The sequence below is a fragment of the Caballeronia sp. dw_19 genome, assembly GCF_018449515.1.
In the GTDB taxonomy this organism is placed as follows: Bacteria; Pseudomonadota; Gammaproteobacteria; order Burkholderiales; family Burkholderiaceae; genus Caballeronia.
Map to the genome: position 1 here is coordinate 131,506 of NZ_JAAVUQ010000001.1, position 14,407 is coordinate 145,912.

General features: G+C 61.2%; 13 protein-coding genes. 3 read left to right on the forward strand and 10 right to left on the reverse strand.

Features of this window, described 5'->3' with window-relative positions; genetic code table 11:
* Positions 1 to 104: 104 nt before the first annotated feature.
* A complete protein-coding gene (gene serB, locus HB376_RS00535) occupies positions 105 to 947 on the forward strand; it encodes a phosphoserine phosphatase SerB (RefSeq protein WP_213761496.1) in 843 nt (280 codons plus the stop codon).
* Positions 948 to 1,010: 63 nt separating this feature from the next.
* Here the strand turns inward: serB and HB376_RS00540 are convergent, their stop codons facing one another.
* From HB376_RS00540 to HB376_RS00560, 5 genes are all read right to left on the reverse strand, one after another.
* Positions 1,011 to 2,207, reverse strand: coding sequence for a cystathionine beta-lyase (locus HB376_RS00540; RefSeq protein ID WP_213761497.1), 1,197 nt, complete (start codon positions 2,205 to 2,207; stop codon positions 1,011 to 1,013).
* A gap of 89 nt (positions 2,208 to 2,296) precedes the next feature.
* Positions 2,297 to 2,953: a hypothetical protein gene (locus tag HB376_RS00545; protein WP_213761498.1), complete on the reverse strand. Its 657-nt coding sequence runs from the start codon at positions 2,951 to 2,953 to the stop codon at positions 2,297 to 2,299.
* 26 nt (positions 2,954 to 2,979) lie between these two features.
* The gene (gene bktB / locus HB376_RS00550) at positions 2,980 to 4,167 is read right to left on the reverse strand and encodes a beta-ketothiolase BktB (protein WP_213761499.1); all 1,188 of its coding nucleotides are present in this window, start codon (positions 4,165 to 4,167) and stop codon (positions 2,980 to 2,982) included.
* 74 nt (positions 4,168 to 4,241) lie between these two features.
* The gene (rimO, locus tag HB376_RS00555; protein WP_213761500.1) at positions 4,242 to 5,633 is read right to left on the reverse strand and encodes a 30S ribosomal protein S12 methylthiotransferase RimO; all 1,392 of its coding nucleotides are present in this window, start codon (positions 5,631 to 5,633) and stop codon (positions 4,242 to 4,244) included.
* Positions 5,634 to 5,751: 118 nt separating this feature from the next.
* On the reverse strand, positions 5,752 to 6,804 hold the full coding sequence (locus HB376_RS00560; RefSeq protein WP_213761501.1) for a tRNA-dihydrouridine synthase: 1,053 nt from the start codon (positions 6,802 to 6,804) through the stop codon (positions 5,752 to 5,754).
* Between the two features lie 445 nt (positions 6,805 to 7,249).
* Between HB376_RS00560 and HB376_RS00565 the strand changes: the two genes are divergently transcribed.
* Together HB376_RS00565 and HB376_RS00570 are read left to right on the forward strand one after the other, a co-directional pair.
* Positions 7,250 to 7,564 (forward strand): transcriptional regulator, encoded by a 315-nt coding sequence (locus HB376_RS00565; RefSeq protein ID WP_213761502.1) that lies wholly within the window; start codon positions 7,250 to 7,252, stop codon positions 7,562 to 7,564.
* Positions 7,557 to 7,841, forward strand: coding sequence for a helix-turn-helix domain-containing protein (locus HB376_RS00570; protein ID WP_213761503.1), 285 nt, complete (start codon positions 7,557 to 7,559; stop codon positions 7,839 to 7,841). Before HB376_RS00565 ends, HB376_RS00570 begins: the two co-directional genes overlap by 8 nt.
* Before the next feature lie 192 nt (positions 7,842 to 8,033).
* Here HB376_RS00570 and phaR read toward each other — a convergent pair whose 3' ends face one another.
* The 5 genes from phaR to pgeF all read right to left on the reverse strand — a co-directional run bounded on the left by phaR (position 8,034) and on the right by pgeF (position 14,406).
* Positions 8,034 to 8,660: a polyhydroxyalkanoate synthesis repressor PhaR gene (gene phaR, locus HB376_RS00575; RefSeq protein ID WP_213761504.1), complete on the reverse strand. Its 627-nt coding sequence runs from the start codon at positions 8,658 to 8,660 to the stop codon at positions 8,034 to 8,036.
* A 176-nt stretch (positions 8,661 to 8,836) separates the two neighbouring features.
* Positions 8,837 to 9,577, reverse strand: a complete 741-nt coding sequence (locus HB376_RS00580; RefSeq protein ID WP_047897600.1) for a 3-ketoacyl-ACP reductase — start codon at positions 9,575 to 9,577, stop codon at positions 8,837 to 8,839.
* 92 nt (positions 9,578 to 9,669) lie between these two features.
* Positions 9,670 to 10,851 carry an acetyl-CoA C-acetyltransferase gene (locus tag HB376_RS00585; RefSeq protein ID WP_213761505.1) on the reverse strand — a complete coding sequence of 394 codons (1,182 nt, stop codon included), beginning with the start codon at positions 10,849 to 10,851 and terminating at the stop codon, positions 9,670 to 9,672.
* Between the two features lie 315 nt (positions 10,852 to 11,166).
* The gene (gene phaC / locus HB376_RS00590) at positions 11,167 to 13,002 is read right to left on the reverse strand and encodes a class I poly(R)-hydroxyalkanoic acid synthase (RefSeq protein ID WP_255631119.1); all 1,836 of its coding nucleotides are present in this window, start codon (positions 13,000 to 13,002) and stop codon (positions 11,167 to 11,169) included.
* 522 nt (positions 13,003 to 13,524) lie between these two features.
* Positions 13,525 to 14,406 (reverse strand): peptidoglycan editing factor PgeF, encoded by an 882-nt coding sequence (gene pgeF, locus HB376_RS00595; RefSeq protein WP_213761507.1) that lies wholly within the window; start codon positions 14,404 to 14,406, stop codon positions 13,525 to 13,527.
* Position 14,407 lies beyond the last annotated feature (1 nt).

Genomic DNA, 14,407 nt, shown 5'->3' on the forward strand with positions numbered 1-14,407 from the left:
GTCATCATAGCGGCGCGGCGCGTACGTCCGCCATCCGTCGGGACCATTACAATGACGGGTCTCGCACCGCTTTCCATCGCTATTTTTCTCGCTCGCCGCCCGTCATGAACCTTGTCATCCAAAGCCTCGATCCAATCGCCGATACCCATCTGAAACCGCTCACCGGCCTCGCCCGCTCGCAGCAGACCGAACGCGCGGACGCCGGCCGGGTGTTGCGGCTGGGCGGCGCGGATCCGCTGCAGCGACCGGATATCGATGCGTATTGCGGCGCGCATCGGCTGGATTACGCGTTCATTGATCCCGCGTGGCGCCTGAGCGATTTCGGCCTCGTTGCGATGGACATGGATTCGACGTTGATCACGATCGAGTGTATTGACGAGATCGCCGATTTTTGCGGGTTGAAAGCAGAAGTCGCGGCGATCACCGAAGCGTCGATGCGCGGCGAGATCAAGGATTTCAACGAGAGCCTGACGCGGCGTGTCGCGCTGCTGAAGGGGCTCGACGCAAGCGCGCTGGAACGGGTTTATGAGGAACGGCTGCGGTTGTCGCCGGGTGCGGAAATCATGCTCGCGGGGGCGAAGGCGGCGGGACTGAAAACCCTGCTGGTATCTGGCGGTTTCACGTTCTTCACCGAGAAGCTGAAGGCACGGCTCGGGCTAGATTTCACGCGCGCGAATACGCTTGAAATAGTGGACGGCAAGTTGACCGGCAAGGTCACCGGCGAGATCGTCAACGCTGATGTCAAAGCGCGCACGTTGCGCGAAACCTGCGCGCAACTGGGTATTGATCCGCAGCGGTCCATCGCCATGGGCGACGGTTCGAACGACTTGAAGATGATGGCGGAAGCAGGGTTGTCCGTTGCGTTCCGGGCGAAGCCGGTGGTGCGCGAAGCGGCCGGATTAGCGTTGAACTTCGTCGGACTGGACGGCTTGCTGCGGCTGTTTTGAGCGGACTCGTATCGCGAGAAAAGGGCTAAGTCCGAGACTCGGCCCTCTTCCGATCAACCGGCTTTACCCGTCCAAGCCCGACAGCGCACGCTCCAGATCCGCCCGCAGATCCGCCTCATCTTCCAGCCCGATATAAAGTCGCACCAGCACGCCCTCATGCGGCCAGTCCCCGGCGGTGCGCATCGACTTGATGTCGTACGGCATGGCAAGACTATTCGCCCCGCCCCAGCTCCAGCCGATCGCGAAGTTTTCCAGCGCCTCGACGAAGGTATCGATTTGCGCCGGGCTGTAGCGTTTGTCGAAGACCACGGAGAACAGTCCACCGGCCCCCGTGAAATCGCGTTCGAAAAATTCATGGCCCGGGCAATCGGACAACGCCGGATGCAGCACCGCCGCAATTTCCGGCCGCGTCTTGAGCCAGTGAGCCAGGGAAAGCGCCGTGCGGTCATGAGCATCGAAGCGGATTTGCATGCTCGGCAAACTGCGCAGCACGAGCGAACAGTCGTCCGAAGACACGCCGACGCCCATGCGCATCCGCGCGCGCTTCAATTGCATGTGGATGGCTTTGTCGGCGGTAATCGTCGCGCCCATCAGGATGTCGCTCGCGCCTGACTGGTACTTCGTCAGCGCCTGCACCGAGATATCGACGCCATGATCGAACGGCTTGAATGCGAGACCGGCCGAATACGTGTTGTCGATAGCCGTCAGGATCTTGCGCGCCCGCGCGACCTTCGTGATCGCTGGCACGTCCTGTACTTCCATGGTCACCGAACCCGGTGCTTCGAGCCAGATCAGCCTGGTGTTCGGCCGAATCAGCGCGTCAATGCCCGCGCCGATCAACGGATCGTAATACGTCACTTCCAGGCCGAAATCCGCCACAAGCCAGTCGGCGTGCTCGCGATTCGGCGAGTAAGCGTTGTCGGGAATCATCACGTGATCGCCGGCCTTCACCAAACCAAAGTACACGTTCGATATGGCCGATAACCCCGAAGGCTGCAGCAACGCATGCTTGCCACCCTCGATCGCCGCCAGCCGCTGCGCCAGCGCAAGCGACGTGGGCGTGGCGTGAAGGCCGTATCGCCACTGACTGTCGTCGCTCCAGACGAGCGCGCGCATGGCGGCGAGATTCGGGAATACCACGGTCGACGCCCGTGCAACCGGCACCGAGAACGAGTCGAAACCGGGGCTGAGCTGATCGTCCGGATGGACGATACGGGTCTGCAAGCTGCGCGCACGGGACGAGTTGCTGGAATCGGTCATGAGTGTCCTGCTTGTTCGAGGCTATAAGAAAAAAGCGTCATCGCTCGAAGCCGATGACGCCGTGTTACATCGAACGGCGAGTTCGTGTTTCACTCGCCGATGGTCACGTTACTGGTCCCGCCCAGCGCGTGCCCTGCGGCCGGGGGAGCAGGCGGAGGCGCCGGCTCCAGCGAAGGTGCGGCCGATTGCGGCACTTTCGGCGCAACCGCACCGGCGGCAGGGGCAGGCACAACACCGGACCCGACCGGCTTGAGGTCGAAGGGCAGCGGATTGGAATCGTCGGCATTCATGCGTTCGCCCGACACGCTGCCATCGGCTGCAAACTTGCCGACCCAGTTGCCGGTGATATGCGTGCCGTCATTCGACTCTTCGATCTCGAGCGTATCGCCGTCACGGTCACCCGCGACCAAAATCACCGTCGACGCTCCCGCAAACCGGTATTCGCCGTGTACGCCCGTGCGCTCATCGGTTTTTGCGCCGAGCTTCATTTCAATCTGCTTGTCGCCCAGCGTACCGACATAGGTCGGGAAACGCGCAAACGCCGGATTCGGCGTCAGCGGTTTGGCGGGCGGGAGTGCCAGCGTTTCAATTGCTTCGGCCGTACCCGGCCCCTGCAGGCCCAGATCGCCTGGCGTAGCCGCCGCGCGTGCCGCCGACACGGCTCGTGAGCCGTCGGGCGGCATGGCCGAATTACAGCCGGCGAGCAATAGCGCTGCCGCCACCGCCGCCACTTTCAGTTGCGTCATCGAATAATTTCCTGTCCTTGCCGTGCTCATGCGCGTTCAAAAATTGCCGCGATGCCCTGCCCGCCGCCAATGCACATAGTCACCAGCGCATAACGTCCGCCCACGCGCTGCAGTTCGTACAGCGCCTTCACGGTGATCAGCGCGCCGGTTGCCCCGATCGGGTGGCCGAGCGAAATGCCTGAGCCGTTCGGGTTGACCTTCGCAGGATCCAGATCCAGCTCCTTAGATACCGCGCAAGCCTGCGCCGCAAACGCTTCGTTCGCTTCGATTACATCGAGATCGCCAACGCTCAGGCCCGCGCGCTCCAACGCCTTCCGTGTAGCCGGAATCGGGCCAATGCCCATGTATTTCGGATCGACGCCCGCGTGCGCATACGAGACCAGCCGCGCGAGCGGCTTCAGGCCACGCGCTTCAGCCGCGCCGCGTTCCATCAGCACGACGGCCGCGGCCGCGTCGTTGATGCCCGACGCGTTGCCCGCGGTCACCGTTCCGTTTTCCTTGGCAAACACGGGCTTGAGCTTCGAAAAGTCCTGGAGCGTCGCGTTCAGACGGACGTGCTCGTCGGTATCGAAGACGATGTCGCCCTTCTTCGATGCCTGCGTGACGGCAAGAATCTGTTCCTTGAAGTAACCCGCTTCGATAGCCCGCGCTGCGCGCCGATGCGATTCGAGCGCAAGTTCGTCCTGCATCTCGCGCGAAATGCCGTATTTGGCAGCGACGTTTTCCGCCGTGACGCCCATATGGATCGTATCGAAGGGATCGTGCAGCGCGCCGAGCATCATGTCGATGAGACGCGCGTCGCCCATGCGCTGTCCGAAGCGCGCCGACTGAGCGAGATACGGCGCGCGGCTCATGCTTTCCGCGCCCCCGCCGATGGCGATATCGGTGTCGCCAAGCAGAATGGATTGAGCGGCCGAGATGATTGCCTGCAGGCCCGACCCGCACAGGCGATTGACCGTCAGCGCGGGCGCGTGATGCGCCACGCCGCCGTTCACCGCGGCGACGCGCGCCAGATACATGTCCTTGGGTTCGGTCTGGATCACGTTGCCGAAGACCACATGGCCAACATCCTCGCCCGACACGTTCGCTCGCGACAAAACTTCCCGCACCACGCGCGCACCGAGATCCGTCGGGCTGAAGTCCTTCAGCGCACCGCCGAAATCGCCAATTGCAGTCCGTACGCCGCTGACCACCATCACTTCACGTTGCGCCATGAAAGCTCCTTCGTCTCAGTTGTTTTGCGTTTTGCGTACGCCGCTGCGGCTAGCGTGAAATCACAACCAGACGCTCAGACTTCGCCCCACAGGTCGTGGCCATCGGCGCCGGTGATTTTCACCGACACGAAATCGCCCGCCTTGTAACGCTTCGACGCCTTCTTTGCCGGCTCGATATACACCACGCCGTCGATCTCCGGCGCGTCCGCCGCGGTCCGGCCGACGCCGCCTTCATTGCTCAGTTCATCGACGAGCACTTTCAGCGTCTTGCCGACCTTGCGTTTCATGCGTTCCGCCGACAGTTCTTCGGCCAGCTCCATGAAACGCGCGCGACGGTCCTCGCGCACTTCGTCGGGCAGCGCACCGTCGAGCTCATTCGCCGTTGCGCCTTCGACTGGCGAATAAGCGAAACATCCGACCCGATCCAGATCGGCGATGCGAATAAAGTCCAGCAGCGTCTGGAATTGTTCTTCCGTTTCACCCGGGAATCCCGCAATAAACGTGCTCCGAATCGTCAGGTCCGGGCACATCGCGCGCCATTTCTGCACGCGTTCCAGCACCTTCTCGGCGTTCGCCGGGCGCTTCATGCGCTTGAGCACTTCGGGATGCGCGTGCTGGAACGGCACATCCAGATACGGCAGCACGTGGCCCTTCAACGGACCTTCGGCCATCATCGGGATGACTTCGTCCACGCTCGGGTACGGATAAACATAATGCAGGCGGACCCACGCGCCGTATTGCACAGCGAGCTCGCCCAATGCGCCGACGAGATCCGTCATGCGCGTCTTGACCGGCTTGCCGTTCCAGAAACCAGTGCGGTATTTGACATCGACGCCATACGCGCTCGTGTCCTGCGAGATCACGAGGAGTTCCTTGACGCCGGATTTGAACAGGTTCTCGGCTTCGAGCATCACGTCGGCCAGCGGGCGCGACACCAGATCGCCGCGCATGGACGGGATGATGCAGAACGTGCACCGGTGGTTACATCCTTCCGATATCTTCAGATACGCGTAATGCCGCGGCGTCAGCTTGATGCCGGCAGGCGGCACGAGATCGATGAACGGATCGTGCGGCTTGGGCAAATGCAGATGCACGTGGCTCATGACCTCGGCGGTCGCATGCGGCCCGGTCACGGCCAGCACTTTCGGGTGCACTTCCTGGATCAGGCCGGTCCCGCTCGCGCTTTTCTTCGCACCGAGACAACCGGTCACGATCACCTTGCCGTTCTCGTGCAGCGCCTCGCCGATGGCGTCGAGGCTTTCCTGCACGGCTTCATCGATAAACCCGCAGGTGTTGACCACGACGAGATCGGCGCCGTCGTAGGAGCCGGAAATCTCGTAACCTTCCGCGCGCAGTTGGGTGATGATCTGCTCGGAATCCACCAAAGCTTTTGGACATCCGAGGCTTACAAACCCTACTTTCGGAGTCGAAGGGGTCGGCACGGCGGGGGAAATGGTCTGCGACATAGGTGTGGGTCCGGCGTATAGCGGTGACGATGGCGACAAATGGGGACGGTGCGGCAAGGCTACGGGTCCGATGTCCATGAGGACCACAGCCCAGACAGCGTCCCGCGCACGTAACCGCTTATTGTACCGCGCTGGCGGGGGCAGAGCCGGCCAAGCGGCAAGGCGTTGCCGCATCAAGCAGGCCGAGCGCCGCGCGTTGATGTGCCGGTATCGGGTCGTGGAAAGCCGAAGCGCGCTCGATTACCTCAAGAATTTCGCGCGAATCGTGCAGGCGCCGGATGGCTGTGTGCAACTCAGCCGCCTGCGGCCAGGTCCGCTTGAGGTAACTGAGCCACATTTTGACGCGTCCGTGCTCATGACGGACCGCGATACGGACTTGCAGTTTTCTCAGGTAATCGGCGAGTTGACCCAGCACGGCCGGCCATTCCTCGCTGGAAGGCGTCCTGTCTATCAATCCGCGGATGCGCAAGGCCAGGAACGGATCCGAAACGGCGCCACGCCCGATCATCACGTCCGCGCAGCCGCTGACCGCCCGGCACCGCTCCCAGTCCGCCACTGTCCAGACTTCGCCGTTGGCGACGACCGGCACGTCCACGGCGGCGTCGATACGCGCGATCCACTCCCAGTGGGCCGGCGGCCGATAGCCATGGTCACGCGTTCTGGCATGCACGACAAGGGAAGCGGCACCGCCTTCGGCCAGCGCCGTGGCGCAGTCGATTGCGAGCGAAGTATCGGACACGCCAAGCCGCATTTTTGCAGTCACGGCGATGCCGGCAGGCACCGCTGCGCGAACGGACGCAACGATCCGGTTCAACTGTTCAGGGTGCGCCAGGAGCATCGCGCCGCCACCGTGCCGGTTGACGACTTTGGCAGGGCAACCGAAGTTCAGATCGATTCCATGCGGCGACAGACTGGCGGCTTGGGCCGCGTTCAGCGCCATCCATTCAGGATCGCTGCCGAGCAACTGGATCACCATCGGCGTGCCGCCGGGTGTACGGGCTCCGTGGAGGACTTCGGGCGTATCTCTCTCGTAGACACTTCGGGGAAGCACCGAGCCCGTCACCCTGACGAATTCGGACACGCAGCCGTCGAATCCGCCTGTGCTGGTCAGCACGTCGCGCAGCACGTAGTCCGCAAGCCCTTCCATGGGCGCAAGAAACAGCCGGCTCATGCGAGAACGGCGCCTGGGCTGCTTTTGCCGATCTTACGGCTATCCGAGCGTAACAAAGCCGACTTTCGGAGTGGCGGGTGTGGTGATGTGGGACATGTTGTGTTCTGCGATGTGAGTGCCGGGCGGCGTTTGGGCACCGGACAGGCACGAAGCTAACGAGCGCAGCGACGCGCGTGCTGCCGTTATCGTTCGTCGCCGCTCGAAAGCGTGACAAAAGACGCTGGAAAAGACGAGAACCGGCGCGGCATCCGCCACAGGGCGAGGTATTCGCCTTGGGCGCTGTGCTGCAAATCGAGATTGTACCGTGAGCGGACGCGAAGGAATGCCGTGCACCAGAGCCTCAACCGAATAGCGTCCAGACCTTCTGAACCAGGCAGTCCTCCAGTCCCAAATGTAGCGCACGCGTTCTTGCGAATTATACGGCAATGCCGTATAATTCGATCCAATGTATACGATCGTCGAGACTGAAATTTTTCAGCGTTATGCTGCGGACATCTGGCGCGAAGCAGAGCGAGAGGCTTTCATCGCTTGGCTTGCCAATAATCCTCTATCCGGAGATGTCGTTCCGGGTACTGGCGGCTTACGCAAAGTACGGTGGTCAAGGCCAGGAATGGGAAAACGTGGCGGCGCACGTGTGATCTATTACAACCTGCTCGATGACGGCTGCATCTGGTTGCTGATCGCGTATACGAAGGCGAAGTTCGACAATCTGCCAGCGTCGTTTCTAAACCAGTTACGTGAAGAGGTGAAGAATGGATAAGGAAATGGAGCAATTCCAAGCGGACTTGTTGAAGTCTGTCCGCGATATGAAAGCAGGACGTGCTGGACGCACTACTACCGTTGCACCCACAACGGCGTCCTTAGCCCGCGCCAAGGTCGGACTTTCGCAGAGCGCATTTGCCGCTCTGCTCGGTGTATCGACGCGAACACTGCAAGATTGGGAGCAAGGTCGACGCGAACCTACCGGGGCCGCACAGACGCTGCTGCGGGTCGCAGCTCTCCATCCAGACGCGTTGCGAGACCTACAAACGGTGTGATGCGGAAATACGGAGCCAAGCCGGTATAAAAGCCAAGCCGCCGATTTATCAACGTTCCTTCAGATATCCGAAGGAAACAAAGCTGACTTTCCGCGCGCGGATGCCACATGATACCGCGCGCCCAGCCTTGACCCGCGCGGCTTTGGCCCTTCGCCAAGTCTGCTTCAAATCAAACACTGCGCCGCTCGCCGCTTACTTCTTCTCCTGCGTGCCGGCCGGCGGAGTAGCCGTGGAAGTAGCCGGCGCTGCAGTCGCAGCCGCCCCAGCCGTCCCCGGCGTCGGAAACGGGAACGTGTTGAACATCGATTTCGCCTGGGTCTGCATCTGCTCCTGCATCTGCACGAACATGTTCTTCGATTGCTCGATATAGCTCGTCATCATCCCCTGCATCATGGGCGCCTGCATGTTCATGAACTGCGACCAGACTTCAGGATTAAGCGGCACGGCATTACCGTCGATCAGCCCCTTCGACTGATCGGTGAGCTTGTGCTGGATGTCGATGAACGCCTGGATATTCTTCTCCAGGTACGTACCCATCATGCCCTGCATCGCGTTGCCGTAGAAGCGGATGATCTGCGAGAGCATGACCGATGAAAACATCGGCAAGCCACCGCTTTCTTCTTCCAGAATGATCTGCAGCAGGATGCTGCGCGTCAGGTCCTCGGCGGACTTGGCGTCCATCACCTTGAACTCTTCCTGGTCGAGCACGAGCTGTTTGACGTCGGAAAGCGTGATGTAGGTGCTGGTTTCGGTATCGTAGAGCCGGCGATTCGGATATTTTTTTATGAGTCGTTCGGCGGATTTCTTTGTAGTGGTCATGTAACGCCTTTAAACGCAAAACTCAAACTGTGCCGGCGGACTCCGCGTGATTGAAAGCGACGCAAGCCGCCGGTTCGTAGTTGGTGCCGGTGATCTCCGGCATCCAGTCCCAACGCCCCGACCCTACCCGAGACGCGCGGCGCGCACAGCTTTATGGCGCGCCGCTTGAAGCACCCTCACCCCATGTGCAAGCCGCCGTTCAGCGAGAAATCGGCGCCGGTCGAAAAACCCGATTCCTCCGATGCCAGCCACGCCACGATCGAACCAATTTCCTCCGGCCGCCCCAGCCGGCGAACCGGAATGGTCGCGACAATCTTCTCCAGCACGTCCGGGCGGATCGACTTCACCATGTCCGTGCCAATGTAGCCCGGCGAAATGGTATTGACCGTCACACCTTTGGTCGCCACTTCCTGCGCGAGCGCCATCGTGAAGCCGTGAATGCCGGCCTTCGCCGTGGAATAGTTGGTCTGGCCGAACTGCCCTTTCTGACCATTCACCGACGAAATATTGATCACGCGTCCGAAACCACGCTCAACCATGCCATCGATCACCTGCTTCGTGACGTTGAAGAGGCTCGTCAGGTTGGTATCGATGACCGCGGTCCAGTCTTCGTGCGTCATCTTCCGGAACACGACGTCGCGCGTGATGCCCGCGTTGTTCACCAGGATGTCGACTTCGCCGACTTCAGCCTTGACCTTGTCGAAGGCGTTCTTGGTCGACTCCCAGTCGCCCACATTGCCTTCTGACGCAATGAAGTCATAGCCCAGCGCCTTTTGCTCTTCGAGCCACTTGACCCGGCGCGGCGAGTTCGGTCCACAGCCCGCGACGACCGTGTAGCCATCCTTATGGAGCCGCTGGCAGATACTCGTACCAATGCCGCCCATGCCGCCCGTCACATACGCTACTCGTTTCGTCATTGCTCGCTCCGTTTATCGTTATGCGCGCTTGGCGACCGGCCTTGGCTGCCGGCTCGTATCGCGGCGCGCGGTGCTTGTCGCACCCTGTCTCCCTACAGCCGCTCCACCGCGAGCGCCACGCCCATACCGCCGCCGATACACAGCGACGCCAGTCCTTTCTTCGCATCGCGTTTCTGCATTTCATGCAGCAGCGTGACGAGAATCCGGCAACCGGACGCACCGATCGGATGCCCGATCGCGATCGCCCCGCCGTTCACGTTGACCTTCGACGTGTCCCAGCCCATCTGCTGATGCACAGCCAGCGCCTGCGCTGCAAATGCTTCGTTGATTTCCATCAGGTCGAGGTCCGACGCGGACCAGCCCGCGCGTTCCAGGCAGCGCTTCGATGCCGGCACTGGACCCATGCCCATCACTTTCGGATCAACGCCTGCGTTCGCGTACGCCTTGATGCGCGCGATGGGCGTGAGGCCCAGCGCATCGGCCTTTTTCGCCGACATCACGATCACGCCCGCCGCGCCGTCGTTAAGACCGGAGGCGTTTGCCGCGGTCACAGTGCCTTCCTTCGAGAACGCGGGCTTCAGGCCGGACAGCGACTCGGCTGTTACGCCATGACGCACGAATTCGTCGGTGGCAAAACGCAGCGGCTCGCCCTTGCGCTGAGGAATTTCAACGGGCACGATTTCATCGTTGAAACGGCCGGACTTCTGTGCCGCTTCCGCCTTGTTCTGCGACAGGGCCGCGAACTCATCCTGCGCTGCACGCGTAATGCCGTATTCCTTCGCGACGTTTTCCGCCGTGACGCCCATATGAATCGAGTTGAACGCGTCCCACAGGCCGTCCACGATCATCGAATCGATCAGCTTCGCGTCGCCCATGCGGAAACCGTCGCGTGAGCCCGGCAACACGTGCGGCGCCGCGCTCATGTTTTCCTGGCCGCCCGCGATCACGATGTCGGCATCGCCCGCGATAATCGCGTTTGCCGCCAGCATCACGGCTTTCAGGCCCGAGCCGCACACCTTGTTGATGGTCATGCCCGGCACCGAGCTGGGCAAGCCTGCCTTGATCAGCGATTGACGCGCCGGATTCTGGCCGGAGCCCGCGGTGAGGACCTGGCCGAGGATCACTTCACTGATCTGCTCGGGCTTGAGGTTCGCGCGTTCGAGTAACGCGCGAATCACGATCGCGCCCAGATCGGGTGCGGCGATTTTCGCCAGCGACCCGCCGAATTTGCCGACGGCCGTCCGTGCAGCCGATACGATCACTACGTCTGTCATTTCAGTTTCCTTTGAGAATCGAAAGTGGTAGCCCGGGTTTAGCCGGCTGACTGCGTGGCCGGCTGGATGCGTGTTCGCGCTTGCCCCTTGTTTGCCTGCGCGGTTTTCACCCGGTGCAGGCGACGCTCTCAACAGCGCTGGCGTTACAGTTTCTTCAGGTTTCTTCGGGTTTCAGCAACTGCAATAAAGCGATACGTCGGATACTGTTGACCGGTCGCGCCCGAAATGCAATCGGGTCCGATCCGCATGACCCGCCCGGCCGTCGCTCAAACTTGCGCTCAAAAAGTCATTCAGCCGTGCAGGTCATGCAAAATTTCACTGGTCCCGCTGCAGGACATAACGTCCCGGCGCCGGCTCGATCACCGGGAAATCACCGGACCCCAGGTTTGCTTTCGGCTTTACTTTCTTGCCGGCGTAACCATCGAGCCATTGCGTCCACGTCGGCCACCAGCTACCCGGATGTTCGGTCGCGCCTTCGAACCATGCATCGGCGTCTTCGGGCAGGGTTTTATCGGCGTTATCGAGAAGCCAGAAACTGCGCTTGTTCTTCGACGGCGGATTGATCACGCCCGCAATATGTCCCGATGCCCCAAGCACGAACGTCTGCGGCCCGGTCAGCAAAGGTGCGGACGCATACGCCGCCGTCCACGGCACGATGTGATCCTCGCGTGACCCATACAAAAACGTCGGCACATCGATCTTCGACAAATCCACCGGCTCACCGCACGCGGTCAGTTCGCCCGGATTACGCAGGCGATTTTCCAGATACGTGTTACGCAGATACCAGACGAACATCGGACCTGGCAGATTGGTTGAATCGCTGTTCCAGTAAAGCAGGTCGAACGCCTGCGGCGTGCGGCCCTTCAGGTAATTGTCCACCACGTAGTTCCACACCAGATCATTCGGGCGCAGATACGAGAACGTGTTGGCAAACTCGACGCCACGCATCAGCTCAGCCGGTTTGCCGTTCTTGCCGCCAATGGTCTGCTCGCGCATCTGCACATGCTGCTCATCGATAAACACATCGAGCACGCCCGTGTCCGAAAAGTCGAGCATGGCGGTGAGCAGCGTCATGGACGCAACGGGATGTTCCCCGCGCGCGGCCAGCACGGCCAGCGCGGTGGCGAGCATCGTGCCGCCGACGCAAAAACCGAGCGTGTTGATCTGCTCGCGTCCGCTGATCTGCTTGACTACATCAATAGGCGTAAGCACGCCTTCGTCGATGTAATTATCCCAGGTCTTGTGCGCGATCGATGCATCCGCATTACGCCACGAGATCATGAAAACCTGATGGCCGGCGTCAAGCGCATGGCCGACGAGCGAACCTTCCGGCTGCAGGTCGAGAATGTAGAACTTGTTGATGCACGGTGGCACGATCAACAGCGGCCGCTCTCTCACAGTCGCCGTGCGCGGCGTGTACTGGATCAGTTGCAGCAGGTCGTTCTCGAACACGACCGAGCCTTGCGTGGTCGCAATGTTCTTGCCGACCACAAAACCGGATTCATCGCTTTGCTGGATCTTGCCGCGCTGCATGTCGGCGAGCAAATTCAGCATGCCTTTTTGCAGACTCTCGCCACGGCTCTCGATCAGCGCCTTCTGTGCATCCGGATTCAACGCAATGTAATTGCTCGGCGACGCCGCTGCTGCCCACTGCTGTACGGCAAACCTGATTCGTTCGCGGGTCTTGTGATCGGCTTCGACAGCTTCTGCAAGCTCCTGCAAATAACGCGCATTCAACACATACCATGCAGCGGCGAATGCGAAACCAGGCGCGGATTGCCACGCGGTCGTGCTGAAGCGACGGTCTTTCAGCGTCGCCAGGTCGATGCTTTGCTCACTGGCCTGCTTGATCAGTTCCGCGGCGTCACGCGAGAAACTGGACTGCAGCTCCTGTAGGCGCTGCGGCGCGATAGCGGCAGTCGGCATCTTCGGCATCGCCAACGGCAATTGACCACTATCACCGTTACTGCTGTTGCCGCCACTCATGCCCGGAAAACCAGAGAATCCCGGGAAACCACCCAGCGCCGCAAACGGATTGGCCGATGCTGATCCTGCCGATTCCGCATGTCCCGAATTCGCCTGGGCGGCAAGCTTTTGCCACTGGTCCGGGTCGGCTACTGCACGCCATGTGTTGAGCCATTGCTCGAACATCTTTTGCACTGCCGCTGGATCTGCGGCAGGCACACTAAAAGGCGCACCCGACGCACCAGGCGAAGCCTTGGCAGCGGATGGACTTGATGAACCCGGTGATGATGAAGATGAAGATCTGGAAGCAGCCATATCCGCGTTTGACCTAAGCGTCCCGAGAGACTGAGTTGCTGATGCAGGCGTGACGTGGAGCCGCGTCGTTGTAATCGTCGTGCCGGGCTGCTAAACGCCCGACCGCGATGATGTGACCTTGCTACGCCGTGCGCTTTTGTGAAACATTCTTGCTCCACGGTGCAAGGCGTGTCAATGCGTCGCCTTGATTTTGACGCAGTGCGATATTTTTTTCATCATCGTTTTCCCGATGTGACGCGATGATGAATGTCAAGAATTGTTGCGCAACATAAGACGCGTCCATCGCAGCCAATCACGTTTTAGTTGCGCAGCAAAAAGCGTGCGCCTGGCGGCATTGACGAACACCAGGTCATAGGCGGTTTGAGCCGGATCTGCGCGGGTCGGATCCGGAGTCTAGTCTGCCAGCCAGATCATTGCGGCCATGCGTCCCGTTGTCCGGTCCCGTCGATACGAATAGAACCGGTCCGCATCAGTCATCGTGCAAAACGTCCCGCCGTGGACATTGCCGGACGGCACGCCGCTCCGTTCGAGGCGCAAACGGGCGAGCGCATAGAGATTGGCCAGATATTTGTGTTTCTCTTCACGCTTGACGAAAGCGGCAATGGTCGCATCGCGACATGCAGGGTCGGCCGCAGCGACGAACGCATCGAGCACATCCTCACCTACTTCGAACGCTGCCGGGCCAATTGCCGGACCGAGCCATGCGTGCAACGTGCTGGTCTGGGCGCCGGCGAGATGCGCAACCCGCTCCGCCGTCTTTTCCACGATTCCAGCCGCCAGTCCACGCCAGCCTGCATGCGCTGCGCCGACGGCACGGCCGGCTGCATCGCAGAAAAGTACCGGCAGGCAGTCCGCGATCATCACAACGCACACGACGCCCGCGCGATCGGTCACCGCTGCGTCCGCCTCGACCACTGACGCGGGGGAACCGGCGCAGCGGTCGATCACCGCGCCCGCATCCTCGATCTGTGCGCCATGCACTTGCGCAAGCCATGCAATCGGGGCGCTAGTGAGTTCCGCCACGCGCCGGCGGTTTTCCATCACGGCGTCGGGTGCATCGCCTGTGTGCAGGCCGAGGTTCAGGCCGACACGGCTGTTCGCACCGCCGTACGGCGCGGCGCTGACACCCCCATTGCGCGTGGTCGCGAGCGCCTTCACTCGCGGCGAAACCGCATTGGGACCGCTGGACCAGCCGGGCCAAAGGCAATCGTCGTGGCGAAGCTGCGGGTAAGCCGCAAATTTAGCGGCGAAGCCTGCCTCGGATGGCGTCACCATT